General features: G+C 71.1%; 21 protein-coding genes and 5 pseudogenes. 14 read left to right on the top strand and 12 right to left on the bottom strand.

Features of this window, described 5'->3' with window-relative positions:
* The first annotated feature begins 307 nt into the window (after positions 1 to 307).
* Positions 308 to 1,159, top strand: coding sequence for an FKBP-type peptidyl-prolyl cis-trans isomerase (locus ABZ079_RS29110; protein ID WP_356942414.1), 852 nt, complete (start codon positions 308 to 310; stop codon positions 1,157 to 1,159).
* A 143-nt stretch (positions 1,160 to 1,302) separates the two neighbouring features.
* On the opposite strand, the pseudogene ABZ079_RS29115 reads toward ABZ079_RS29110, so the two are convergent.
* Together ABZ079_RS29115 and ABZ079_RS29120 are read right to left on the bottom strand one after the other, a co-directional pair.
* Positions 1,303 to 1,709, bottom strand: a pseudogene (locus ABZ079_RS29115) (zinc-binding dehydrogenase); the annotation flags it as partial.
* A gap of 20 nt (positions 1,710 to 1,729) precedes the next feature.
* A complete protein-coding gene (locus tag ABZ079_RS29120; RefSeq protein WP_356942415.1) occupies positions 1,730 to 2,173 on the bottom strand; it encodes a hypothetical protein in 444 nt (147 codons plus the stop codon).
* Between the two features lie 70 nt (positions 2,174 to 2,243).
* On the opposite strand from ABZ079_RS29120, the gene ABZ079_RS29125 reads away from it, so the two are divergent.
* A complete protein-coding gene (locus tag ABZ079_RS29125; protein ID WP_356942529.1) occupies positions 2,244 to 3,182 on the top strand; it encodes an L-threonylcarbamoyladenylate synthase in 939 nt (312 codons plus the stop codon).
* Positions 3,183 to 3,497: 315 nt separating this feature from the next.
* On the opposite strand, the gene ABZ079_RS29130 is transcribed toward ABZ079_RS29125, so the two are convergent.
* A complete protein-coding gene (locus tag ABZ079_RS29130) occupies positions 3,498 to 4,139 on the bottom strand; it encodes a carbonic anhydrase (RefSeq protein ID WP_356942416.1) in 642 nt (213 codons plus the stop codon).
* 264 nt (positions 4,140 to 4,403) lie between these two features.
* On the opposite strand from ABZ079_RS29130, the gene ABZ079_RS29135 reads away from it, so the two are divergent.
* Positions 4,404 to 4,697, top strand: a complete 294-nt coding sequence (locus tag ABZ079_RS29135; protein ID WP_356942417.1) for a hypothetical protein — start codon at positions 4,404 to 4,406, stop codon at positions 4,695 to 4,697.
* A gap of 17 nt (positions 4,698 to 4,714) precedes the next feature.
* Positions 4,715 to 4,825 (top strand): annotated as a pseudogene (locus ABZ079_RS29140) (DUF6207 family protein); the annotation flags it as partial.
* Positions 4,826 to 4,870: 45 nt separating this feature from the next.
* Here ABZ079_RS29140 and ABZ079_RS29145 read toward each other — a convergent pair.
* Positions 4,871 to 5,704 carry a hypothetical protein gene (locus ABZ079_RS29145; RefSeq protein WP_356942418.1) on the bottom strand — a complete coding sequence of 278 codons (834 nt, stop codon included), beginning with the start codon at positions 5,702 to 5,704 and terminating at the stop codon, positions 4,871 to 4,873.
* Positions 5,705 to 5,979: 275 nt separating this feature from the next.
* Between ABZ079_RS29145 and ABZ079_RS29150 the strand changes: the two genes are divergently transcribed.
* The 3 genes from ABZ079_RS29150 (at position 5,980) to ABZ079_RS29160 (ending at position 7,871) form a co-directional block, all read left to right on the top strand.
* The gene (locus ABZ079_RS29150; RefSeq protein WP_356942419.1) at positions 5,980 to 6,249 is read left to right on the top strand and encodes a hypothetical protein; all 270 of its coding nucleotides are present in this window, start codon (positions 5,980 to 5,982) and stop codon (positions 6,247 to 6,249) included.
* 128 nt (positions 6,250 to 6,377) lie between these two features.
* Positions 6,378 to 6,818 carry a hypothetical protein gene (locus tag ABZ079_RS29155; RefSeq protein ID WP_356942420.1) on the top strand — a complete coding sequence of 147 codons (441 nt, stop codon included), beginning with the start codon at positions 6,378 to 6,380 and terminating at the stop codon, positions 6,816 to 6,818.
* A 624-nt stretch (positions 6,819 to 7,442) separates the two neighbouring features.
* Positions 7,443 to 7,871, top strand: coding sequence for a hypothetical protein (locus ABZ079_RS29160; RefSeq protein ID WP_356942421.1), 429 nt, complete (start codon positions 7,443 to 7,445; stop codon positions 7,869 to 7,871).
* A gap of 435 nt (positions 7,872 to 8,306) precedes the next feature.
* On the opposite strand, the gene ABZ079_RS29165 is transcribed toward ABZ079_RS29160, so the two are convergent.
* Entirely contained in the window at positions 8,307 to 8,543 is a 237-nt protein-coding gene (locus ABZ079_RS29165; RefSeq protein WP_356942422.1) for a hypothetical protein, read from the bottom strand.
* A gap of 557 nt (positions 8,544 to 9,100) precedes the next feature.
* Here ABZ079_RS29165 and ABZ079_RS29170 point away from each other — a divergent pair.
* Both ABZ079_RS29170 and ABZ079_RS29175 read left to right on the top strand, forming a co-directional pair.
* Positions 9,101 to 9,325: a hypothetical protein gene (locus tag ABZ079_RS29170; protein WP_356942423.1), complete on the top strand. Its 225-nt coding sequence runs from the start codon at positions 9,101 to 9,103 to the stop codon at positions 9,323 to 9,325.
* 14 nt (positions 9,326 to 9,339) lie between these two features.
* Positions 9,340 to 9,498: pseudogene (locus ABZ079_RS29175) on the top strand (helix-turn-helix domain-containing protein); the annotation flags it as partial.
* A gap of 486 nt (positions 9,499 to 9,984) precedes the next feature.
* On the opposite strand, the pseudogene ABZ079_RS29180 reads toward ABZ079_RS29175, so the two are convergent.
* Positions 9,985 to 10,532: pseudogene (locus tag ABZ079_RS29180) on the bottom strand (DM13 domain-containing protein).
* A gap of 424 nt (positions 10,533 to 10,956) precedes the next feature.
* On the opposite strand from ABZ079_RS29180, the gene ABZ079_RS29185 reads away from it, so the two are divergent.
* A complete protein-coding gene (locus tag ABZ079_RS29185; protein WP_356942424.1) occupies positions 10,957 to 11,949 on the top strand; it encodes a helix-turn-helix domain-containing protein in 993 nt (330 codons plus the stop codon).
* 53 nt (positions 11,950 to 12,002) lie between these two features.
* Complete coding sequence (locus ABZ079_RS29190) at positions 12,003 to 12,782, top strand: MBL fold metallo-hydrolase (protein WP_356942425.1); 780 nt, start codon at positions 12,003 to 12,005, stop codon at positions 12,780 to 12,782.
* 205 nt (positions 12,783 to 12,987) lie between these two features.
* Here the strand turns inward: ABZ079_RS29190 and ABZ079_RS29195 are convergent, their stop codons facing one another.
* From ABZ079_RS29195 to ABZ079_RS29205, 3 genes are all read right to left on the bottom strand, one after another.
* On the bottom strand, positions 12,988 to 13,200 hold the full coding sequence (locus ABZ079_RS29195; RefSeq protein ID WP_356942426.1) for a hypothetical protein: 213 nt from the start codon (positions 13,198 to 13,200) through the stop codon (positions 12,988 to 12,990).
* Between the two features lie 75 nt (positions 13,201 to 13,275).
* Entirely contained in the window at positions 13,276 to 13,800 is a 525-nt protein-coding gene (locus tag ABZ079_RS29200) for a DNA-3-methyladenine glycosylase I (protein WP_356942427.1), read from the bottom strand.
* 619 nt (positions 13,801 to 14,419) lie between these two features.
* On the bottom strand, positions 14,420 to 14,782 hold the full coding sequence (locus ABZ079_RS29205) for a hypothetical protein (RefSeq protein WP_356942428.1): 363 nt from the start codon (positions 14,780 to 14,782) through the stop codon (positions 14,420 to 14,422).
* A gap of 982 nt (positions 14,783 to 15,764) precedes the next feature.
* On the opposite strand from ABZ079_RS29205, the gene ABZ079_RS29210 reads away from it, so the two are divergent.
* On the top strand, positions 15,765 to 16,508 hold the full coding sequence (locus ABZ079_RS29210; RefSeq protein WP_356942429.1) for a beta-phosphoglucomutase family hydrolase: 744 nt from the start codon (positions 15,765 to 15,767) through the stop codon (positions 16,506 to 16,508).
* Positions 16,505 to 18,898: a glycosyl hydrolase family 65 protein gene (locus ABZ079_RS29215; RefSeq protein WP_356942430.1), complete on the top strand. Its 2,394-nt coding sequence runs from the start codon at positions 16,505 to 16,507 to the stop codon at positions 18,896 to 18,898. Before ABZ079_RS29210 ends, ABZ079_RS29215 begins: the two co-directional genes overlap by 4 nt.
* Before the next feature lie 68 nt (positions 18,899 to 18,966).
* On the opposite strand, the gene ABZ079_RS29220 is transcribed toward ABZ079_RS29215, so the two are convergent.
* From ABZ079_RS29220 to ABZ079_RS29230, 3 genes and pseudogenes are all read right to left on the bottom strand, one after another.
* Positions 18,967 to 19,137 (bottom strand): hypothetical protein, encoded by a 171-nt coding sequence (locus ABZ079_RS29220; RefSeq protein WP_356942431.1) that lies wholly within the window; start codon positions 19,135 to 19,137, stop codon positions 18,967 to 18,969.
* Between the two features lie 250 nt (positions 19,138 to 19,387).
* A complete protein-coding gene (locus ABZ079_RS29225; RefSeq protein WP_356942530.1) occupies positions 19,388 to 20,173 on the bottom strand; it encodes a hypothetical protein in 786 nt (261 codons plus the stop codon).
* 502 nt (positions 20,174 to 20,675) lie between these two features.
* Positions 20,676 to 21,900, bottom strand: a pseudogene (locus tag ABZ079_RS29230) (saccharopine dehydrogenase C-terminal domain-containing protein).
* Positions 21,901 to 22,025: 125 nt separating this feature from the next.
* Here ABZ079_RS29230 and ABZ079_RS29235 point away from each other — a divergent pair.
* The gene (locus ABZ079_RS29235; protein ID WP_356942432.1) at positions 22,026 to 22,763 is read left to right on the top strand and encodes a TetR/AcrR family transcriptional regulator; all 738 of its coding nucleotides are present in this window, start codon (positions 22,026 to 22,028) and stop codon (positions 22,761 to 22,763) included.
* Positions 22,764 to 22,835: the final 72 nt, after the last annotated feature.

Genomic DNA, 22,835 nt, shown 5'->3' on the forward strand with positions numbered 1-22,835 from the left:
GCGCAGCGTCTCGCGCGCGATGGCCTCACGGTAGGTGTCGTACGGCAGAGGATGCCACCCCCCAATCGGGGAATTTTCAACAGAACCAGCCGCCTCCACACAGCGGCCGCCCACCACTTCGAACAAGAAACTCATGCGTCGCATCTCCTCATACTCCTCATTTCTCGCTCTCACCGTCCTGCTGCTGGCCGGATGCAGCGGACACGAATCCGCCCCGGCCGCACCGCCCACTCACCAGCCCCTGCCAGTTCCGGCGGTTCCCGTACAGCACAGGCCCCCGGCCCCGGACCCCGTCGGTTCGGACACAGTGCTGCCCCGCGTTTCGGGGCAGTTCGGCCACAAAGCCGAGATCACCATCCCGAAGAAGAAGCCGACCGGCAGATTCGTCGTCACCCCCGCGCATGAAGGAAAGGGGCGAAAGACGGAGAACGGCGATGTCGTGATCGTCAATTACACAGCGAAGACCTGGAAGAACGGGACTTCGCTACCCAGTACATACGCCAAGGCCGCAGGACCCAAGGTCTTCCCCGTCGGCCGCAACGCGGTGATACCCGCACTCGAACGGTCCGTTCTCGGGCAGCGGGCGGGATCTCGCGTCGTGGTGGTGGCACCGCCGGAGGCCGCCTACGGGGCGACCGGCAACGCCCGGCTCGGCGTCTCGGCCACCGACACAGTGGTGTTCGCCGTCGACATCGTGAAGATCGTCCCCGCCCGATCGTCCGCCGAGGGACACCAAACGCAGGTCCCGGACGGCCTTCCCCGCGTCGGGGCCAGGCCCGGGCCCGCGCCCATCACCGTGCCCGACACCGCGGCACCAAAGCATCTGGTCGACGAGACGCTCGTCCGCGGCTCCGGGGCGACCGTGAAGGCCGGGCAGTCAATCGTGATCCAGTACTCCGGCGCCGTCTGGGAAACGAACCGGGGCAAGGACCAGGCGACGCTCTTCGACTCGTCCTGGGCGGCCCACAGCCCGACGACGGTGGTCCTCGGCCGTGGCAATGTCATCGAAGGCTGGGACCGCGCGCTCGTCGGCACACGAGTGGGCAGCAGGGTCCTGCTGGTCGTCCCGCCCGGCCTGGGCTACGGATCGAGTGACCGCAGGGGCGTTCCGGCCCGGTCGACCCTGATCTACGTGGTCGACGTCCTGGCAGCAGCCTGAGCCCCGGGGCCGCCGCACCTCACCCGCGGCCTCGACGCCATCGGCACGGTCCAGCGTGCCGTGCTGGAGTCCGTGGCCGCCGCCACGGCGTAGTCGGTGATTCGCCAACGGGCCGTCTGCCTGGACACGGCGAGGTGTCGTTGTCAGGGGCGCAGCAGTGTCTTGATGGCACGCCGTTCGTCCATGGCCTTGTAGCCCTGCGCTGCTTGGTCGAGAGGGAGGGTGAGGTCGAAGACGCGGCCGGGGTTGATGTGCCGGTCATGACGCGGTCGATGAGGTCGGGCAGGAAGCGGCGCAGTGGCGCGGGGCCTCCTTGCACGGCGACGTGGGAGTAGAACAGTGCCGCGCCCTCGATCTGGGCACCGTGGGGGACGCCGGTGATGCCGACGCCGCCGCCGGGGCGGGTGCAGTTCAGGGCCTGATGGGTGCCCTGCTGGGTGCCGACGCATTCCAGAACCCGGTCGGCGTCGATGCCGTCGGTCATGTCCTTGATGCGGGCCACGCCTTCGTCGCCGCGTTCAGTAACGAAGGCGGTGGCGCCGAACTCCAGGGGATGGTCCTCGACTCCGCTCACGTGCGGGCTAAGACGTCGGAGATGATGCGTGTGCTCCCGCGACGGGGGTTTCCGCCTTCCTTGGTGGCTGCGAACGGGTACTCGTCGCAGTCCTTGCCCCGGGGTGCGTGAATCCGGCCGCACATAGCGTTGCGGTGCTTGTTGATGGTCCGCTCGTTGGTGATGCGGTGCAGCGGCGTGGAGGCGCCGGGGTGCCCCGTAATGGCCCGCTGGGCGTCAGCGATGTGCGCGGCGGACTCCTTCACCTCGGGGTCGGTGTGGGAGAGGCTGAAGGTGGGGGCGAAGCCGGGGAAGACGCAGCCCGGATTCTTCACGCGCCTGCGGTTGCCCCGCGACCAGAAGGTGTCGTCGCAGCGGAACTTGGCGGACTTGTAGCTGATCTCCCCGGCTGAGTAGCCGGGCTTGGTGAAGGTGAAGCGGTAGGAGGCCGGGGTGCTCAACGCCTTCTTCTTCTTGACCGTGGCTGCGTACTTGACGGAACCCTTGCGGACGGGTCCCAGGGCGGATCAGGTGCTGCGCGCCGGAGGCCTGGTGGCCCTGCCCACCGAAACCGTCTACGGTCTGGGCGCCAACGCCGAAAACCCCGCCGCCGTCTCCCGCATCTTCCAGCTAAAGGGGCGCCCGCCCTCCCACCCGCTGATCGTCCACATCGGCGGCGCGGAGCACCTGGATGACTGGGTCCAGGACGTGCCCGCGACCGCGCGACTGCTGGCCCAAGACTTTTGGCCCGGGCCGCTGACGCTGGTCCTCGAGCGCGGTCGCCGGGTGCCTCTCGAAGCGACCGGTGGCCTGGAGACGGTGGCCGTGCGCGTGCCCGACCGCCCCGTGGCCCTCGCGCTGCTGTCGGCCTTCGGTCGCGGTGTCACCGCCCCGTCCGCCAACCGGTTCGGCTCGGTCAGCCCAACCACCGCGGACCACGTACGTGCCGAGCTTGGTGGGGCCGTCGACTTCGTCCTGGACGGCGGCCCGTGCGAGGTCGGCGTTGAGTCGGCCATCGTCGACGCCACGGGCGACATCCCGAGCATCCTCCGGCCCGGCGGGGTGACCCGCGAGGACATCGAAGCGGTGCTGGGGTGCCCGATCGCGGTCCCTTCGACGAGCCACGTGCGGGTGCCGGGACAGCATCCGTCGCACTACGCCCCCCGGGCGCGGGTCGTCCTCGTTGAGCCCGAGAAGGTCGTCGACGAAGCAGAGCTCGCACAGGAGCTGGGGCACCAGGTCGGCGTCTTCCTCCCCCCTTCCTTCGCCGATCCCCCGGTGAAGGCGCACGCCGTGGTGGCAGTCCCCGCTTCGACGGCTACCTACGCGCGCCGCCTGTACGGGTTCCTGCGCGATCTCGACCAGCGAGGCTGCGACCTCATCATCGCGTCCCTGCCGGTGGAGGAGGGGCTTGGACTGGCGATCGTCAACCGGCTCCGCCGCGCCGCCGGGCCCCGACCGACAGCGTGACCAGCACCCGCGCCTCACTGCTCACGGACGCGGGTGCCGGACGGATTCAGCTGGGTGCTCTTCGGCCTGGCAGGCCGGGCACAGCTCGTGCCGCCCGTCGTCGGTGATGATCGTGCCCCATCCCCGGCACAGCTCGCAGTCCGCGGCCCGCGCTGGGTCGGCGCGGGGGACAGTGCTGGGCGTGTGGTCGGCTCCATGAGCCATCGGGGCCCCCTCCGTGGAGGATCGGCTGGGAAGACCGGTCGGGCCTTCATCCACTTATATGGGGCCCTTCCGGCCGGGGCAAGCACGCCGGGACGGCTGCGGCCGGGGCGGTCAGGACGAGGTGGGGACCGCCGTATCAAGGCCGCGAGCGGCGACGAGCTGGGCGCTGCCGTCAGCCAGTCGGTAGGACAGCCCCACCACGCCGAGACGGCCGGCGGCCACCCGCTCGGCCAGGACGCGGGAGCGTTCGAGCAGCAGGTCCACGGTGTGCTCGATGTGCTCGGCCAGGATCTCCTCGGCCGTCTCCCGTCCGGCGGCGCGGGCTGCCAGCACGCTCGGGGTCACCCGTTCGACCACGTCACGGACGAAGCCGCCCGGCGTCTGCCCGTTCTCCAGGGCGGAGCAGGCCGCGGCGACGGCGCCGCACGAGTCGTGGCCGAGGACGACGACCAGGGGCGCGTTGAGAACGCTCACGCCGAACTCGATGGATCCGAGCACTTCCGTACCGGCGACATGCCCGGCGGTGCGCACCACGAACAGGTCGCCCAGGCCGCGGTCGAAGATGATCTCGGCGGCCAGCCGGGAGTCGGAGCACCCGAACAGCACGGCGAAGGGCTGCTGGGACGGAGCGATCTCGGCGCGGCGGGTGGCGTCCTGATTCGGGTGCTCGGTGGCGCCTGAGACGAAGCGCTCGTTGCCGGCCATGAGCAGCTCGAAGGCGTCGCGGGGCGTCGGGGTGTGAATTTCGGTCATGGCTCGCAGCCTACGAGGCGGCACCGGCCCTCGCACCGCCTGACCCCCGCCGTGTTCGGGCGCCGCTGCCGGGCGTGGCGCGGACCGAGTTGCTACGGCGGCCGGGTGCGACGGCTTGGGCACGGAAGTGCGCCAGGGCGCTGTAGCTCGACTGCAGACGAGCGCCAGCGTGTCAGACCTCACCGTCGTGCCGGGTGAAGAGTTCCCGCCGCCCATCTCCGGCGTGAGGTCGGGCGGGCGGCGAACAAGGTGTTGCTGGGCCAGTTGCCCCAGGCGTGGGAACTCGGCAGCGAGCTCATCGGCGCGCTGCAGGGCGTGCGGCTGTGCGGCAGCGTGCACGTCATCGCCACCGCGGAGACCCTCGTGGCCGCGACCGGCGACCTGGACTTGAACGAGAAGAGCGCCGACCGTTTCCAACAGCAGGCCGATGCTGTGGTGGCCGCCCGGAATGCGTTCCTGGACGTCTGCCGGGAAGACCTCGCCTGCACCGCCCGCTGGTGGCAGATACGGCGGCGGATCAAGGAGCGCCGCTTCCTGCGTGAGCAGGCCGGCCGCTGAGGTGCCTGGGAGGGTGAATCGCCTTCGCCTTCCAGCAGGCGCTTGCCTCTCGGTGGGTCACCGCTACCGCCGACCGCACCACGCATGATCCCGGCCAGCCCGGTGTCCGGCTGCGCTGCTACCTGGACCTGCGACAGGACAGCACTCCGGACACAAAGCCGATGACGGGGGCCCTAGCAGTTGCTGATCAGCTGCGCACGGCCGGAGCCGAGCTGAAGAGTCCCGGAGCAGGGCGTTTTCTCGCGATAGGCGGCTCCTTGGATGCGGGCCGCGGAGCGCGTCAGCAGCTCGACCACCTGATCGTGGTCAGTGTCGGAGCGGGCGTCCCAGATGAGCCTGTCGGGGCGTGTGGGGTGGCCGGTGACCCAGGCAGGACTGAGGTCGAAGCGGTACCACAGTGGCATGGAGCGCATCAGGAGTGCGCTGCGCAGCGGTGTGCTGGCGGTGTACGCCCAGCACGCATGGTGCGCGGCTTCGTCGTCGGTGAGACCGTTGTGCCGCCACAGCGGTGAGCGCCCGTCTTTCTGATGCCAGCCGGTTTCCTGCCGGAAGACCATGCGGGCGATATCCATGCCGTGCCAGCGCTGCGCGTCCACGAGGTCGACGCGCCCCCCTGTGGGGAGGTGCATCAGGCGCACCCGCCGGCAGGTGATGTCGATCAGTCGGAGGCCGGGGATGCCGCACACGCCGTGGTCTTCGTGGAGGAAGGGCAGGATGCGGCTGGCGACGCGGCAGGCGGTGTTGGTGTGGATCTCCAGATGATCGGGCTGGTGGCAGATGGCGTTCAGGTAGCCGCTGATGCTGGCCATCGCGCTCTTCCGCGGCTGTTCCAGGGGGTGCGGGTGCTCATGGTTGCTCATCAGGCACTCGAAGAGGAGGGCCTGGAAGGCCAGTTGCCCGCGATCGGTAGGGTCCAAGGTGGGACGGACGCCCTTCTCCTGGAGTCGTCCCAGGTACAGAAGGCGCGCGAGTTCCTTGCTGATCCGCTTGTCGGTCGTGTGCGGCATGAGATTCCTGCTCCAGCTGCCCCCGGGCGGCAGCCGTGGAGGAAGGCACGCACGGACACCGAGAAACGCATATTGCGGGACCGGGCATCCCACCCTTGAGACATCTGCGACTCCGCCCGGGCGGATCGCTCGCCTCCAGACCGTCCCTGGCCTGTTAAGTCGGACAGTAGCCGACCACGCGCGGCAGACCACGCGACGCGCCGGGCCATACGCGGCACCACGGCCTCCAGCGGCACGACGCGTGGTTCGTCATCGCACGGTGGAAGGGATCCGGTGTGACGTGGACGCTACCGGAGCCGATGCTGAGCACGCCCGGACTCACGCCCGATCTGCAGCCGGGCTGGGCGGCCGAGCCGAAGTGGGACGGGTTCCGGGCCCTGGTCTCCGTCGACGGGGGCGGGGTGGTGCTGCGCTCCAGGCGCGGCACCGAGATGCTGCAGGCGTTCCCGGAGATCGGAGCCGGGGCCGCGCAACTTCCGGACGCAACCGCTCTCGACGGCGAGTTGGTCGTATGGGACGCCGCGGGCCGGCTCGCGTTCGAGTGACTGCAAAACCGGCTTGCCCGGCGCGGTGCCGGGGCGGACCGGGCGGCGCAGGAGTGGCCGGCTCACTTCATGGCATTCGATCTGCTCAGCTTGTCCGGGACCGTGACGACCGGGTCGGGATGGAGGGGGTGGTCTTCAAGCGGCTCACCGATGCCTACAAACCGTCGGTGAGAGGCTGGCAGAAGTACAAGGCCCGCGAGACGAGTGAGGCGATCGTCGGCGCGGTCACCGGCTCCCTGACCCATCCGCGGACGCTGCTGCTCGGCAGGTACGACACCGAAGACCGCTTTCCCTACGTCGGCCGCACCACAACCCTCGCCCGAGCGGCAGGCGCTGCGGTCGCCGGCCTGCTCGCTGCGGGACAGCGCGGGCATCCGTGGACGGGCTGGTCGTTCAGCGCCGAGTGGGGCAGCCGGGAGCAGCTGGATGTCACGTTGGTGGAGCCCGAGCTGGTGGTGGAAGTCGGCGTCGATGTCGCCCGTGATGCCTCCGGCCGGTGGCGCCATCCCGCGCGCTGGCATCGCGCCCGCCCCGACACTTCGCCGGCCGAAGGTGCGCTGCTGCAATGACGTCATCGATCGCGCAGAGTTGTATAGGGAAGTGGCGCGCCGGTACGGCAATCCGCCCGCCCCCGGGCGGCGCCCGCAAATGGATGCTCACCAGGCAGGCGCGTGGGCTCTGCTCGACACCGCGATGAAGACGTATGACCCAACCAACACCAAAGGGCTGGTCCGGGCGGCGGCGGAGGCCCACCGGCAGTACACCGCACCAGGCGCCCTGATGACCGCTGGCTTCCTGCACTTCATCTTCCAGGAGCTCGCTCCCAACAAGCAGTTGGAAGTCGACCTGGGCCTTCCCCCGCGGGTGGAAGGGCCGCCCGTGTCGTGGAGTGCGTGCGGGCAGGACTGGGCGACAAGGACTTCTCACGGCTGATCGAGGGCATCAGCGACATCCTGACCGACCTGGCCGACGAGGCCGAATCGGGCAGCGTGAGGTGACTCCGGCGCTCTCTCGCGTCGCTGCGTCCGGCACCGGCGCCCGCCTGAGCCTGTACAGCGCTTCAACGGGCCCGGTCCATCACGGCCAGCTACCGGATCCGATTGGACGCCATACCGATACTTGTACTTGTACCCTTCTGCGCCGCCCCGCGTACGGGCCTGGACGCCTGCCGCCTCCCGGGCCAGGCTGTCGAGATGAACGACGCGAACGACTCCGGCTCGGACGACCGCAGGATCGACAACGTCTCCCTCTACATGGAGACGCTCAAGGCCCGCATGGACCCCGAGCAGTACGACGTCCTGGCCAAGGCCGTGCACGAGGCAGCGCAGCTGATAGCCGAGGGCCATCAGGCCGGCCCTGTCGGTGACGCATCACAGTTCACCGATGAGGTGCAGCGGGAGTACGCGACGGTCCTGACCGGCCGCATGGACCACCGACTCGTGGAGATGCCCGGCCCCGACGGCAGCCTCGGCTTCGCCATCGTGGAAGCCTCCGCCGCCGACGACCCGGCGAAACCGCAGGAGCTGCGCGAAAAGCACCGTCGCTTCGTCACCGAGCAGCAGGCCCTCTACAACGAGCTGGACGGCATCGCCCGCGCCAGCGGCCTGAGCGCCGAAGACTGACCATGCGCCGCACGGCTCACCCCCGCACCGCGCCCCCACGCGGCCGGGACGCTGGGACCGTCCTCCCCGCACGCTGGCATCGCCCGCAGCCGGACCTCTCCCCCGCCGATGTTCCCCGCCTGGCGCCGCCGCGCTGACGGCGCCGCGGCGCGGCGGCCCGGCCGAGGCCCAATCGGCTGAGCGCGCCCAGGTCCCCGGCCGCGGCCGCGCCGCCCCTCCCTCCCGTCCCTTACTCCTTGACTCCAGCCAAGGGACATGGGCAGAGCGGCCACAACGGGGATGCCAGCGGGCCGACCACGGCGAAACCACGTGGTGAGCTGCACGGACGCGAGGGCGCTCCTGCGGGGTGCGCAACAGTAGGCGCAACATCCGGCGCAACCGATATGCGCAACCCCCGTCGCAACCTCGTGCTCCTGGTCGTCCGGGGCGTCCCGGTCACGCGGCCCGGACGGCTCGCCGGGCTCGGGTGGTCTGCCGGAGCTCGGAGCGCGCCGCCGGCACCGAGGGGACGGTCTCCCAGTAGGGGTGCCACCACAGCCGTACGGACAGGAGCAGCAGGCGGCGGCGCAGGGCGGTGGTGTCGCGGGGGCGGGGTGCGGCGAGCGCGTCGTAGGTGGCGTGCCAGGCGGCTTGCGTCTGCAGCAGGTCGTCAGGGAAGTCGGTCACGTCCATACCGACATTAGATCGCTTGTTCGAATTCAGTGTCACTTCAGATACGCCCCGGCCGGCCGCCGTGGTCGGGGTCGCGCTGGGCATGGTCGCGCCTGTGGTGGCCCCCACCATGGTGGTGCGGCCCGACCGGGGGCGGCACGCGGGTGGGTGATTTTCCTTCGCGCGTGCGGGCGCAGTTCTAGCGGTGCGCGTCCAACTTCTCTATCTCCGGGGGGTATTGACTTATATTTGCATGATCTGTCATTGTCTGTCCCCCCGCTTCCGGCCAACGAGCGAGAGTTGATCTCATGCGACGAACCGAGTACGAAACGCCGGCCAGGCCGCCAAGCGCCTGAAGGTGCCCGCAGCCGCCTTCCGGTGGGCCCGCCACACCGGCCTCATCCCCGCCCCCGACGTGTCGTCGTCCCGGTGGTCCCGGGCCGCGGTGGAGGCGATGGACGCCGACGCCATCCGGGCCGCGATGCCCTCCCCGCCGATCTCCGGCGGCGCGCCGGCGGACCGGATCGCCGTACGCGCTCGGCACCCCGAACCCGACCGCGTACGGCGAGCGAGCGAACGTGACGGCGTTCGTCGTGCGGCGCTTCGTCGACCGCGGCCTCCTGGCCGACCTCAGTGCGAACCCGGACGGGACGCTGCACCACCCCAACCAGGCCGCGGAGGTCTGCCGTCGCGAGGACCTGGCGGACCTGGTCGCCGCCGACACCCCGCTCGAACCCGAGCAGGCCGCCGCCCGGCTTGGGGTGCGACGTCCGCAGGCAACTGCGCGCGGCGGTTCAAGATGACGGGATGAGGCGGCATGCCGGACGTCAAGCACTTCGACCCGGACGCGACCCTGGACACGGTGGTGCGCCTGTTCTGGCGGCAGGGGGTGGCCGCCACCGGGATCCAGGACATCGTCAACGCCACCGGGCTCAACCGCTCGAGCCTGTACGCGACCTACGGCGGCAAGCAGGAGCTGTACGTGGCTGCCCTGGAGCGATACGTCGAGGACAGGTCGCGTCCCGTTCTCGGACGTCTGATGTCGGACGAGCGTGGATTGGCCGCCGTGGAGGAGTTCTTCGAGAGCCTGATCGCGATGTGCTGCACCGGCGAGTACGCGGGCTGGGGCTGCATGGTCTGCAACGCCCATGCAGGTGCCGAGAACCGCGAGGCGGAGGTACGCGCCGTTCTGGACCGCCAGCACCACCGCCTGCGTGACGCCCTGCACGATGCCCTGTCCACGGCGAAGGCTCAGGGGCAGCTCGGGTCGGGGGCGGATCCGGAGTCGGCCGCTGAGGTCCTGGCCCTTCTCGCGCTCGGTGTGAATCTGCGTTCCCGCGCCGGCACCGATCAGGAGCAGTTGCTCGCGACAGTGCGCCCTCGGCACGCTCACCGCGCCCTGAGTGCGGCGGTGCCCCGGGCGCGCATTGCGCTGCGGGGCACCATGAGGGGTTCTGGCCGGTCAGGCGCGGGCGAGGGCGGCGGCACCGAAGGACACGTCGAACCGGTCGCACCAGATGCTGACGCTGGGGTACTTCGACCAGTCGACGTCCGCGGGCAGCGAGTAGTTCTGGTCGCCCTTGTTGCCCTTGAGCTTGGCGAGGTTGACGTACTTGCCGTCGTCGAAGACCCCCCAGCCGGCCTTTCCTTCCTTGACCCGTGCGTCGCTCAGCCAGACGCGCAGGTCGGGGCCGTTGCTCGCGTCGAGCCCTTCCAGGCGCAGGATGTGGGTGCCGTCCGCGAGGCGGATGACCTTCACGGTGCCGGTGGTCGTGTGCTCGTGGCTGAGAAGGTGCCCTGCGCGACCGTGGCCGGGCCGGCGGGCGGGGCGGCAGCCGAGGCTGCCGGGCTCGGGTCCGTCGTCGCAGTCCCCGCAGGCGGTGCCGTGGCCGGGACGCTAGCGGAGGGCAGCGCCTCATGGACCGTCTCGTCCCCACAGGCCCACGGCTTGAACCACACCAACCCGGCCGCCACGATCGCCACGGCGGCGGCCGCGAGGCCCGCCCACACGCCTCTTCCGGCCCCGTTCCACCGGCACTCCCCTTTTCCTTCTCGTCGTCACCGTCTGACCGTCATCCAACGCGGCCTGGCGCCGGGACAGAAGACCATGCTGATGACGAAAGGCTTACCGCCCCGGGCCAGCGTCAGGGAGGTTCGTCGTAAAGACATGGTTCCGCGATCTTGTCTCCGAGGGTGAGGCCGTACTTGGCGTCCCAGGGGGACACGGATGCCGAGCCAGACAGTCACGGCGGCGGTCACCGCCGTGGCACGCGGGCGGTGACGGGCCCGAACCGCCGCGCGTTTCGCCCCGTGAGCCGCGCTGCCCAGACCGCCGGAAGGACCTGGGCACCCGGTCGCCTCGGCCGTGACCAATGACCGGATCTGACAGAACCTAGTCATTGCGGACACGGCCGGTCGGCGGAAGGATCGCGGTATGCCCGAACCGCGCACCGTCGTCATCGCCGCGTTCCCCGGGGTCGAGTTGCTGGAGGTGACCGGCCCCGCGGAGGTCTTCTCCGTCGCCTCCCGCCTGGTAAGCGACGCCCCCGCCTACCGGATCGAGGTCGCCGCCGCGCAGGCCGGCCCGCTGCCGACCGCCGCCGGGATCAGCCTGGTCGCCGAGCGGTCGCTGGCGGAGGTGAGCCCGGGCGTCGACACCCTGCTGGTGGCCGGCGCCATGGACAGCGCTGGCGGCCGGTATCAGGCCGTCGTCGACCCTGAGGTCGTCGGATGGCTGACCACGGCGGCTCCGGCCGCACGGCGCGTCGGCGGCGTGTGCGCCGGCGTCCACCTGCTTGCCGAGGCCGGACTCCTCACCGGCCTGCCCGCCACCACCCACTGGCTCACCGCCGACCAACTGGCCGCCCAGCACCCGGATATCGCGGTCGACCCGGAGCCGATCTTCATCCGCGCAGGGCGGATCTGGACCTGCGCGGGCGTGACCGCCGCCCTGGACCTCGCCCTCGCCATGGTGGCCGAGGACCACGGACCGGCGATCGCCCTCGACGCCGCCCGCGCCATGGTCATGTACGTCAAACGGCCCGGCGGGCAGGCCCAGTTCAGCGTGCCGCTCTCTCTCCAGGCGAGCGCCGATGACCGCATCGACGAACTTTGCCGCTGGATCGACGACAATCTCGCCGAGCGGATCTCGGTCGAGGCCATGGCCGTCCGCCTGAACCTGAGCGTGCGCCACTTCGCCCGGGTCTTCCGCGACTGCACCGGCCGTACCCCGGCCGACTACCTGGAGGCGGTCCGGGTGGAGGCGGCCCGCCGCCTCCTGGAGGAGTCCGCACGCAGCCTGCCCGACGTCGCGGCCGCCAGCGGACTCGGGTCGGTCGAGACCCTGCACCGGGCCTTCCGCCGCCGCCTGGGCGCCACCCCGGCCGAGTACCGACGCCGGTTTCGGCCCCACGCAACCGCCCGCTGACCGCAGCTGCGGTTGCCCGTCCGCGCAACCCAATTCATGAAGGAGCGCCCCCGTTGTCCCGTACCAAGGTCGTCCGGATCCCCGTCCTGGGCCGGCGAGCCGTCAACGCCTACCTTCTGCTCGGCCGCCACCCGGTCATCGTCGACGCCGGAACCCCCGGCAGCGGCCGACGCATCACCGAACAGGTCACCGCCCACGGCGTCGACCCGCAGGACGTCCGCCTCGTCGTCGTCACCCACGGCCACATCGACCACTTCGGCTCCGCCGCCGAGCTGCGCCGCCTCACCGGCGCGCCGATCGCCGCGCACGCCGCCGACCTGGGCCCCTACCGCACCGGCCGGGTCCGCGAACCGTACCTGCCCACCGGCCCGATGGGACGGCTCATGGCCCGCAACCCGAAACTCCACGAACAGGCCGAGCCCTTCGAACCCGACCTCGTCGTCCGGGGCGCGACCGGCCTCGCGGACTTCGGTGTCGACGCCCGCATCATCCCCACCCCCGGCCACACCGCCGGCTCCATCGCCGTCCTCACCGACAACGGTGACCTGGTGGCGGGCGACCTCATCGCCAACTCCTTCATGGGCCTGATCGAGGGCCGCCCCGCCAACCCGCCCTTCCACGACGACCCGCTCGCCAACCTCGCCAGCCTCCGCGCCATGCTCGACCTCAAGCCCACCCGGCTCCACGTTGGCCACGGCACGCCCCTCGACTGGTCCCGGGCGGACCGCTGGGCGACGGCGGAACAGCGCAGGCTCGCTCGCCGAGCAGCCCGAGGGAAGCTACGGGTCAGGGCCCAGGAGCCGGACGGGGAACTGGCCGGAGCCGACGAGTGAGCCTCGCCCGGACCCAAGACCCGTGCTGTACACGGCTATCTCCCCATCGTGTTGTCCGTCGGCATCGGCGGGCAGTGCCCGGGCGTGAGCACCCCCTTCGCGCCCGACCCGTTAGACCCTCCTGGTCGCTGAACCCGCGCACCGAACCGACATCTGGACGCCCTCACCGTGGCCGGGTGCCGACGGATCTTTCGCCGACAAGAAGTCAGGCAAGGACGACCTCCGCTGCGAACTGAAGGCGTGCCACGCCTTCCTTGCCGCCGGCGACATCCTGGTCGTCCCCGCGCTCGCGCGCTCGACCGCCAGGGCCGTTCCCTGAGCTGCGGCGGCGCGAGATCGGCTTCTGCTCGCTGCACGAGCGCTTGGACACCACCACGCCCGGCGGCCGGCTCGCCTTCCACGTCTTCGCCGCGATCATTCGGGAGCTGATCGTCTCCGGCTCCCGCAAGGGCCTGGACACTGCCCGCGGCCGGGCCGGCGGCCGGGTTGACCGCTACCGCCGAAATCCGGGCCGACCAGGCCCGGAGGCGACTCGTGCTGGGCGGTGGAACTCGTCACGGATCCGCTGCGCCTCGGGCCTGGTCGTGCATCCCAGGGCGTGGTCCTTGATCAACCCCATGGCTTGCATGAACGCGAACACCGTGGTCGGCCCGACGAACTTCCAGCCCTGCTTCCTCAGGTCCTTCGACAGTGCGACCGAGGCCGGGGAGGTCGACATGGTCTGGGGCTCGGCCAGGTCGCCTGCGTGGGGTTCGTAGCGCCACACGAACGCCGCCAGCGACCCCTCCCGCTCGACCAGTTCCTCGGCCCGGCGGGCGTTGCTGATCACCGCCTCGATCTTGCCGCGATGCCGAACGATGCCCGCGTCGCCCAACAGGCGCTCGACGTTGCGCTGGTCGAACCGGGCGACAGCGGGGATCTCGAATCCCGCGAAGGCGGCGCGGAAGTTCTCCCGCTTGGCCAGGATCGTGCGATGGCGCCGATGACCCGCAACCGCGCCGAGGCGGACGGGTGGCATGAGCTCTCCGCCATCGACATGCGATGGAGATGTAGGTAGGGGACAGCCCCCGTTAGCCGATAGCCCCGACCGCCGCATCGTGCGGTAACCGTACATATTCCGTACGGAGGTCGGGCGGCGGGCTTACGCTCTCGCTCGCCTCACGGGCCGCACTTGGCAGAGCTCCTACCGCGCAGGCGCTGGGCCTATGGCGTCCCTGAGATCGCTGCGCGAACGTTGCGAGTGCCCGGCGCCGGACCAGAAGGACGGGTGTTGGTGCCTCATCACCGAATGCTCTGTCGCCTGGGGTCCGTGAGTGAGCCCACACCTCCGAAGCAGCCGCTGACCAGCACGCACGCGGAAACCCTCACTGTCTCTCACCCACTGTCACGAAACCGAGAAATCGCACCTGATCAAGCTTCGGTGAGACAGGACACCTCCCTGGCCCCCTCCTTGCACTGGTGTCCGCTGCCAACCAAGCGAGTCGTTTGACAGCGAACCTAGTCCTGCGAGGTGACGTACTGGGCGGAAAGGGCCGGCCTTCCGCCTGCCTGACTCTCCCGGCCGCCTCGCCGTCGCCGCGAGCGCGCCGTACGAGTGATCGATGGGTTGCTGTGCTACGAGCGGGCGGGTGCGTGCGTCATCTCGTGCCGTGCTCCTGTGGCCACTGGCCGGTGATCTTACCGTCGGGTGTCAGGGTGAACCGGGTTCCGTCCATCACCGTCGTGGCACTGGCTCGCGTGCCGTACGCCTTCATGGTGAAGTCCTCCGCTTTGCCCATGTGCACGTACGCTTCAGCGGCGTCGCTCCAGGAGTTGACTCGCACCTGCACTCCCCAGTGGTTCACTTGCGACTTCTCCCGCCACGGCCCCCAGCTGCTCTGCGGCAGCAGCCCTGTGCCACGGCCCGAGAACACGTACCAGCTCGCGAGGCCAAGCAGGATCACAGCGGCGACGAGCGCAGACGCTGTCGACCGGCGACGGATGCGGGAGGAGAGAGCCACTTGATGGGTCCCTTCGTGGTTCGGGGCGGGCTTCGCCGCAGTCCAAGACGGTCCCCGCCCGCCCCGCGTTCCTGACCGCCGGGATCAACCGGCTGAACCCCTCACCTGTCCAGGTCAGACTGCTGCGCCGTCAGGCCGACCTGGAGGACACGCCGGCCGCGCTACTGAGGGCGCTTGTCGACATCGGACCGGACCGCGCGAACGAGTATCGGGCCCGCGCCGAGGTAAGCCGTGTACTCGAGGTGCTGGGTGGCCGTACCGGTCGGGGTGGATCTTGCGGTCAAAAGCGCCGTTCCCATGACAGCGGAACACGGCAAGGTGTACCGGCCCCATGACAGCAGCGGCGGCACCAGACCCCGCCCTACGTCAGTGACTCCCCACGCTCAACACCCCACCAGCAGCGAGACCACCCTGGCCTGACATGCCGTCACTGACACCCACCCACTGACGCGGCCGACCCACGCTTGGACACGAGGTGCGGGAGATGCCCGACGATCGCCGCGCGGTCCCGCGCTGCATAGGCGCGCATCAGGTCGAGGGCCCGCCACGCGGCCACGCTCATCCGAGGGCGGTGAGGTCCTGCGAGCCCTTCATTGCTTGTCCGTGCGATCGGGGGCGGCATCCGCCGGGGGCGTTGGGCGGGGCACGGCGGCTGCCGGGTCCAGTTCGATGCGCTTGTCCGTGTTCAGGCGGACGGTGCCGTACGGGTTGCGTTGGACCAGACAGCGCGGTGAAGCCGCGCCGGTCCTCGTCGCTCAATTCCTCGGCCCGGTCCGGTCGGCCGGGACCCGCTGAAGAGCAGGGTGCTAAGCGTCTCCGGTCAGTTGTGCGTCGGTGCCGGTCGCCGTCGGCATCAGGTCGCCGGTGCAGCAGTGCACCCGGTGCCGCGGGCAGCGGCGTGCCTCCACCGAGCGGGTGCCTTCCGGCGTGCCGGGCGGTTGCCTGCCGCCGCCCGGCGCGCGGGCCTTCTAGCCTCGGCGGCATGCTGGGGCTTCCTGCTCACGTCCGCGCCTGTCTGTTCGACCTCGACGGGGTGCTCACTCAGACCGCGAAAGTGCACGCGGCCGCCTGGAAGGAGATGTTCGACGGCTATCTCCGTGAGCGTGCCACGCGTGAGGGGACCGCGTTCGTGCCCTTCGACGCGGTCGACGACTACGACGAGTATGTGGACGGACGCCCCCGCGAGGACGGGGTCCGTACGTTCCTCGCCGCACGCGGGGTGCACCTGGCGGAGGGGTCGCCGGACGACCCGCCGGAGGCGGAGACCGTGAACGGGCTGGGTCACCGGAAGAACCTGCTGGTGCTGCGGCGCATCCGCGAGGACGGCGTCGAACCGTACGAGGGCTCGGTCCGCTTCGTGCACGCGGCGCGGGAAGCCGGTCTGCGGTGCGCGGTGGTGTCGTCCAGCGCGAACTGCCGGGACGTCTTGGTGGCGGCCGGGATCGAGGACCTGTTCGACGAGCGGATCGACGGGGTGGTGGCGCGCGAGCGCCGTCTGCGCGGCAAGCCCGCCCCGGACACCTACCTCGAGGCGGCCCGCGCCCTGGGCGCGGAGCCGGACGAGGGCGCGGTGTTCGAGGACGCCCTGGCCGGTGTCGAGGCGGGCCGGGCGGGCCGGTTCGGCATGGTCGTGGGGGTCGACCGAGTGGGCCAGGCGGAGCAGCTGCGGGCGCACGGGGCGGATGTGGTGGTCCGGGACCTGGCCGAACTCCTGGAGTCCCGGTGATCACTCATCCCAGCTTCACGGTCGAACCGTGGTGCCTGCGGGAGACCGAGCTGAATCTCGACGTGCTGGCCCAGAGCGAATCGGTGTTCGCGCTGTCCAACGGGCACGTCGGGTGGCGCGGGAACCTCGACGAGGGGGAGCCGCACGGACTGCCCGGCGCGTATCTCAACGGCGTCTACGAGCGTCATCCGCTGCCTTACGCGGAAGCGGGGTACGGATATCCCGAGTCCGGCCAGACGATGATCAACATCACCGACGGCAAGATCATCCGCCTGCTCGTCGACGACCACCCGTGCGATCTGCGCTACGGCCGGCTGCTGTCGCACGAGCGGGTCCTGGACTTCCGCTCCGGGGTGCTCGGCCGTAAGGCCGAGTGGACGACGCCCGGCGGTCGCACGGTCCGGATCTCCTCGCGCCGGCTGGTGTCCTTCACCCAGCGAGCGGTGGCCGCGATCGTGTACGAGGTGGAGCCGGTCGACGGGCCGACCTCGGTGGCCGTCCAGTCCGAGCTGGTCGCCAACGAGCAGCTGCCCCGGTTCGAGGGGGACCCGCGCGTCGCCGCTGCGACCGAGTCACCGTTGGTGCCCGAGGAGCACTTCGCGCAGGACACCCGGCTGCGGCTCGTGCACCGCACCGCCCGCAGCGGGCTGCGGGTGGCGGCCGCGGCCGACCATCTCGTCGAGGGGCCCGGGAGCACACGCTGGACGGCGCAGAGCGAGCCGGACGTCAGCCGTCTGACGGTGACCGCGGACCTGGAGCCCGGTCAGCCGCTGCGGCTGGTCAAGTTCGTGGCCTACGGTTGGTCGGGGGAGCGTTCGCTGCCGGCCGTGCACGACCAGGTCGACGGAGCGGTGGCGGCCGCCGTCAGCACCGGCTGGGACGGGCTGGTCGCCGCTCAGCGGTCGTACCTGGACCGCTTCTGGGCCGGGGCGGACGTCGAGGTGGAGGGCGACGCGCAGATCCAGCAGGCGGTGCGGTTCGCTCTCTTCCATGTGCTGCAGGCGGCTGCCCGCGGCGAGAACCGGGCGATTCCCGCGAAGGGCCTGACCGGAACGGGGTACGACGGGCACTCCTTCTGGGACACCGAGTCCTACGTGCTGCCGGTCCTGACGTTCACCGCGCCGGAGGCCGTGGCGTCGGCACTGAGATGGCGGCACCGGACCCTGCCGGCGGCGCGGGAACGCGCGCGCCAACTAGGGCTGTCAGGGGCCACGTTCCCCTGGCGGACCATCGACGGCGCGGAGTGCTCGGCCTACTGGCCCGCCGGGACGGCCGCCTTCCACGTCAACGCCGACATCGCCACGGCCGTCGTACGATACGTGACGGTGACCGGAGACGCGGAGTTCGAACGCGTCGAAGGGCTCGATCTCCTCGTGCACACCGCCCGGCTGTGGCGTTCCCTCGGGCATCACGATGCCGAAGGCGTCTTCCACATCGACGGGGCCACCGGCCCGGACGAGTACAGCGCCTTCGCCCGGGACAACCTGTACACCAATCTGATGGCCCGGCAGAACCTGCTCGCCGCCGCGGACGCGGCCACACGGCATCCGGACCGGGCCGCGGAGTTCGGCGTCGACGAGGAGGAGGCCGCGGTGTGGCGGGATGCCGCGGTCCGCATGGCGCTGCCGTACAACGAGTCCCTCGGCGTGCACGAACAGGCGGCCGGCTTCACAACCCTCCAACGCTGGGACTTCGAGGCGACCCCGCCCGAGAACTACCCGCTGCTGCTGCACCACCCCTACTTCGACCTGTACCGCAAGCAGGTGGTGAAGCAGGCCGACCTGGTGCTGGCGATGATGGAGTGCCCAGACGCCTTCACCGAGGAGCAGAAGGCGCGCAACTTCGCCTACTACGAGGCGCTGACCGTCCGCGACTCCTCCCTGTCGGCATCCTGCCAGGCGGTGCTCGCCGCCGAGACCGGGCACCTGCGGCTGGCCTACGCCTACCTCGGCGAGGCCGCGCTGATGGACCTGGACGACCTGGAGCACAACACCCGTGACGGGCTGCACATCGCCTCCCTCGCCGGGACCTGGATCGCCCTGGTCGCCGGGTTCGGGGGCATGCGCCGGTACGTCGGCGAGGAGGGGAAGCCGGACCGGCTGGGCTTCGCGCCGCTCCTGCCGGAAGCGCTGTCCCGGGTGGCGTTCACCGTGCTGGTACGCGGGCGCAGGGTGAAGGTGGACATCGGCGAGTCCCGCACGCGATACCAGCTGGTGGAAGGCGAGCCGATGGTCGTGCTGCACCACAAGGAACCCATGACGCTCGTCCCCGGCGAACCGGTGGACCGCCCGACGCCTGCGGCACCCGCCCGCCCGGAGCCGCAACAGCCACCGGGGCGCCGCCCGATCGGCCTGACCACTGGAGAGCAGTCCCGGGCGGGGGCCGAGTAACGCCACGACAGGGCCGGGCACAGCGCGCCCGGGACGGACACCAGTGGACCACCTGCCCGTGGAGGGCGTCAGCGGGTGCCCTGGGCGCGGTGCAGCCGGTCGGGCGCGCCCGCCGACTGGGCGCCCTTCTCGCAGTTCAGCAGTGTGGCGGAGCGGTCGGTGGGGTGACTGGTGACCGCCTCCAGAGTGACGGTGGTTCCGCGCACGCCCCGCAGTTCGAGGACTTCGGTGCAGCCCACCTCTCGGCGGGTGACAGCCTCCGTGACGTTGCTGACCCGCTTGCCGGCGAGCTCGCCGACAGCGGCGGTGTGCAGGGTCAGGGTGCCCCTGAACGAGGTGGTACGAGGCGCGAGTTACCCGTCCGCCCGGGGGTCGCCGGGCCCGCTCCCGGTCCAGACGCCCGTCCACTTCCGCGGGGGCGTCTGTACTGTCGCCGAGGGCGAGGGTGAGAAGGTCCCGCCGTCCCTGGCCTTGGTTCCCGCCCGGTGGTCACCACCGTCGAACGGGTGCAGGTACGCGACCAGGGCCGCGGCGATGGCACCGGCGACAGCCGCGGCGATCCATCGGGGGCGCGACGCGCGTGACCTGGACCGCCCGGTACCCGTGGCCCCGGGCGGCACGTTCCCGGGACCGGGCACGCTCGGGCCGGGCGGCGGGGCCGCCCGAACACACCGGCAACGCAGCGATACGCCAGGGGCGGAGCGGTGGTCGCCGCCACGGGCGGTGGGGTGGTGGGGCCGGCAGGCGGCGGTGGGGGTGCCGTGACCCGAGAACCGATGACGCCGCCGCTGCGGGTGTGCCGCGAGTCGTCGGCCGCCCGGGCGATACCGAAGTCGATGAGCACAGGCCGTTCGGCTTGGCATCCCGGTGCGCCAGCGAACAGGCGTGCACGGCCGCGAGCGCGGCGGCCAGTTCACCGGCCAGCGCACGCACCCCGGCCGGCGGCAGTGGACCGTGCGCCGCGACCCATTCCGCCAGCGACGGAGCGCCGACGTACTCGATCGCAAGCCACTGGAGACGGGAGCCGGGCGGGCTGTCATCGGCGACGCAGACGGTGAACGGCGAGCGGACCAGGGCACGGTTGCGTATCTCCCGGGCGAACCGCGCCTCGAAGTCGGGTTTGGACGTCAGGTCCGTCCGGACGACCTTCAGTGCCAGTGGCCAGCCCGCCGGTGTCCGGGACAGATAGACCTGGCCCATGCCCTCGGCTCCCAGGCGGGCCAGGAGCGGATATCCGCCCAGAGCAGCCGGGTCCGTCGCCTCCACCGGTTCCATGTACCCCGCCCCCGGGCCGAGCAGCACCCAAGTCCGGGGAAGGAGGGGAGCGATGATCCGTGGCAGGTGGTTGTGCGCCCGTCCGCCGCGCCGCCATGCGCGGCGGGTGCGGCGGGCGCGGCGGGTGAACAGGAGCTTCCCGGGTGTTGGTCCCCCGCACCTCTCCGGCGCCAGCGCCAGCGCGTCCCGACCGGTGTGGGCGTGGGCGTCGTTCAGGCGCGGGAGCAACCTCGCCCCGCGGCCGTCGAGGTTGGCGGGCGGGGGCGACGCCACCGGGCCTCCTCTACGGTTCCTCGGGCTGCCCCTCGCCCTCGCCGAGAGGTCCTGGCGCCGGTCTTCACCGACCTGCTCGACGACGAGCAGGACCTCGGGGCCCTCGGCCGGTTGTGGCGCCCAAGGTCGACGCGGAGAGGAACACCGGAGCGGGAACCGGCGGCCGGCCCGGCCAGGTCACCCCGGTAGTTCCCCGGCGCGGTCACCGGGGCCGCGCCGCCCGCCGGTGTCACCCCTGCTCCCGCAGACCCCAGGGAGAGCCGTACTCGGTGAGCAGGTCCAGGAAGGGGCGGGGCGGGAAGGCCTCGGGGCCGAGGACGCCGCTCCCCGTCCAGACGCCCGTGGCGAGCAGTTCCAGGGCGACGACGGGGTTGACGGCCGTTTGCCAGACCACGGCCTGCGAGCCGTACTCGCGCATGGACCACTGGTTGTCGACCACGTGGTAGAGGTATACCTCGCGCGGCGCGCCGTCCTTCGTTCCCTTCACCCAGGTGCCCGCACAGGTCTTCCCCGTCATCCGGTCGCCGAGGCCGGCCGGGTCGGGCAGGCAGGCGGCTACGACGTCGCGCGGGGCCACCCTGACGGGCCCGTCGTCGCCCGGGACGGTGACCTTGGCCGTGGAGTCGAGACCCAGTTGGTGCAGGGTCTTCAGTTTGGCGATGAAGTCGTCGCCCAGGCCGTACTTGAACGTCACCCGGCGGGCGTCCACCCAGCGGGGGATCAGCAGCACCTCCTCGTGTTCCACGTTCACGCACTCGACCGGGCCGATGCCCTCCGGGAAGTCGAAGACCTCGGGCTCGCTGAACGGCTCCGTGGTGAACCAGCCGCGGTCCTTCTCGTAGACCACCGGAGGGTTCAGGCACTCCTCGATGGTGGTCCAGATGCTGAAGGAGGGTGCGAAATCGTAACCCTCCACGGTCAGGTCTGCTCCGTCACGCACACCGATCTCCTCGATCTCGTCGAAGAGTTCGTCCGCGGCGTACCGGGCGAAGACATCGGACAGGCCGGGTTCCACCCCCATCCCGACCAGGGCGAGACGGCCGGCGTCCGCCCACCGCTCGGTCAGCTCGAACTGGCCGTCGCCGAGCTTGACGCCGCACTCCTCGTACGGACGCTCGGCATGCGGGGCGGACAGGGACATCGCCATGTCCAGGTAGTGCGCGCCCGCCGCGAGCGCCGCGCGGAACAGGGGCATCACGAACCGGGGGTCGGTCGCGTTGAGGAGAACGTCGCAACCTTCCTCGGAGAGCAGTCGGCGCACCCCCTCCTCGTCGGAGGCGTCCAGGCGCCGGGCGTTGAACCGGTCACCGGGTTCCTTCAGCCCGGCGACGGCAGCCTCGGCCCGGGTCAGGTCGTAGGTCGGCCACGACCATGTGGGTCAGGAACCCGCGACGGGCCGCGATGCGGGTGACGGCCGTACCGACACCGCCCGCGCCCACCAGGAGTACTCGCATGTCAGACACCTTTCCGCTGAGGGCATGTGCCCTGGAGATGCCCTGATGCAACGGGATGTTGCGATGTAAGGTCAACCATGTTGACGTAAGGGCCGCCGTCACGGCGGCGGAGAGGGTGGTCCCGCATGGCCAAGCGGGTGGTACCGGAGTCGGCGCGGCGCAGGCACAGGCCGACCCGGCAGGGCACCGTGCTGTCGGAGAAGCTGATCGTGGACACCGCGCTGCGGGTGCTGCGCGAGCACGGCACCGCCGGCCTCACCGCACGCCGGCTGGGGACCGCCCTCGGCGCAGACCCCAGCAGCCTCTACCGGTACTTCGCGGGCATGGACGACCTGACCCGGGCCATCGGCGAGGAGCTGATGGGACGGGCACGGGACAGCTGGTCCGCCACCGGTGAGTGGCGGGCCGACCTGCGGGCTCTCGGGCTGGCCATCCACGCCTCGTACCTCGCCCACCCACAGGCCGCCGCGCTGACCGCGAGCCGGGTCACCGGCCGGCCGCGGGAGATCGCGGTCGACGAGACGATCCTCGGCATCATCCGTTCGGCAGGCTTCCAGGACGCTGCCGCCGTCCGCCTGTACCACGCCTTCGTCGACCTGAGCCTGGCCTTCGCCGCCCTCGACGCCGGAGCGCTCGTCCTGACCGAAGAGGCCCGCGCCAGGGACGAGGAGGTGTGGACATCCACGTACGCCCGGCTCCCCGCCGAGTCCTACCCCAACATCGCCGCCACCGCCCGTCTCCTGGCCGCCCGTATGCCGCACAGCGCCTACCCTGTCGTCCTGGACACCCTGCTCGCGGACGCCGCCGCACAGCTGGCCGCGGCACGGTCCGCCCGGAAGGGCCGTCGGGCCACCGGAGACTGAGCACGCCGGGACGGGCGGCGGGGCGGTCGCGGATGGGGCGGGCACCGGTGCCGGCGACCGGCTGCACGTGCC

Source organism: Streptomyces sp. NPDC006314 (assembly GCF_040613075.1).
Classification (GTDB): Bacteria; Actinomycetota; Actinomycetes; order Streptomycetales; family Streptomycetaceae; genus Streptomyces.

Coding starts and splice junctions, on each gene's coding strand:
- ABZ079_RS29130 (WP_356942416.1), bottom strand. CDS start 4,139: ATGACCGAAATTCACACCCCGACGCCCCGCGACGCCTTCGAGCTGCTC.
- ABZ079_RS29145 (WP_356942418.1), bottom strand. CDS start 5,704: ATGCCGCACACGACCGACAAGCGGATCAGCAAGGAACTCGCGCGCCTT.
- ABZ079_RS29200 (WP_356942427.1), bottom strand. CDS start 13,800: ATGCCACCCGTCCGCCTCGGCGCGGTTGCGGGTCATCGGCGCCATCGC.
- ABZ079_RS29185 (WP_356942424.1), top strand. CDS start 10,957: ATGCCCGAACCGCGCACCGTCGTCATCGCCGCGTTCCCCGGGGTCGAG.
- ABZ079_RS29235 (WP_356942432.1), top strand. CDS start 22,026: ATGGCCAAGCGGGTGGTACCGGAGTCGGCGCGGCGCAGGCACAGGCCG.
- ABZ079_RS29160 (WP_356942421.1), top strand. CDS start 7,443: ATGAACGACGCGAACGACTCCGGCTCGGACGACCGCAGGATCGACAAC.
- ABZ079_RS29165 (WP_356942422.1), bottom strand. CDS start 8,543: ATGGACGTGACCGACTTCCCTGACGACCTGCTGCAGACGCAAGCCGCC.
- ABZ079_RS29210 (WP_356942429.1), top strand. CDS start 15,765: ATGCTGGGGCTTCCTGCTCACGTCCGCGCCTGTCTGTTCGACCTCGAC.
- ABZ079_RS29225 (WP_356942530.1), bottom strand. CDS start 20,173: ATGGAACCGGTGGAGGCGACGGACCCGGCTGCTCTGGGCGGATATCCG.
- ABZ079_RS29195 (WP_356942426.1), bottom strand. CDS start 13,200: ATGATCGCGGCGAAGACGTGGAAGGCGAGCCGGCCGCCGGGCGTGGTG.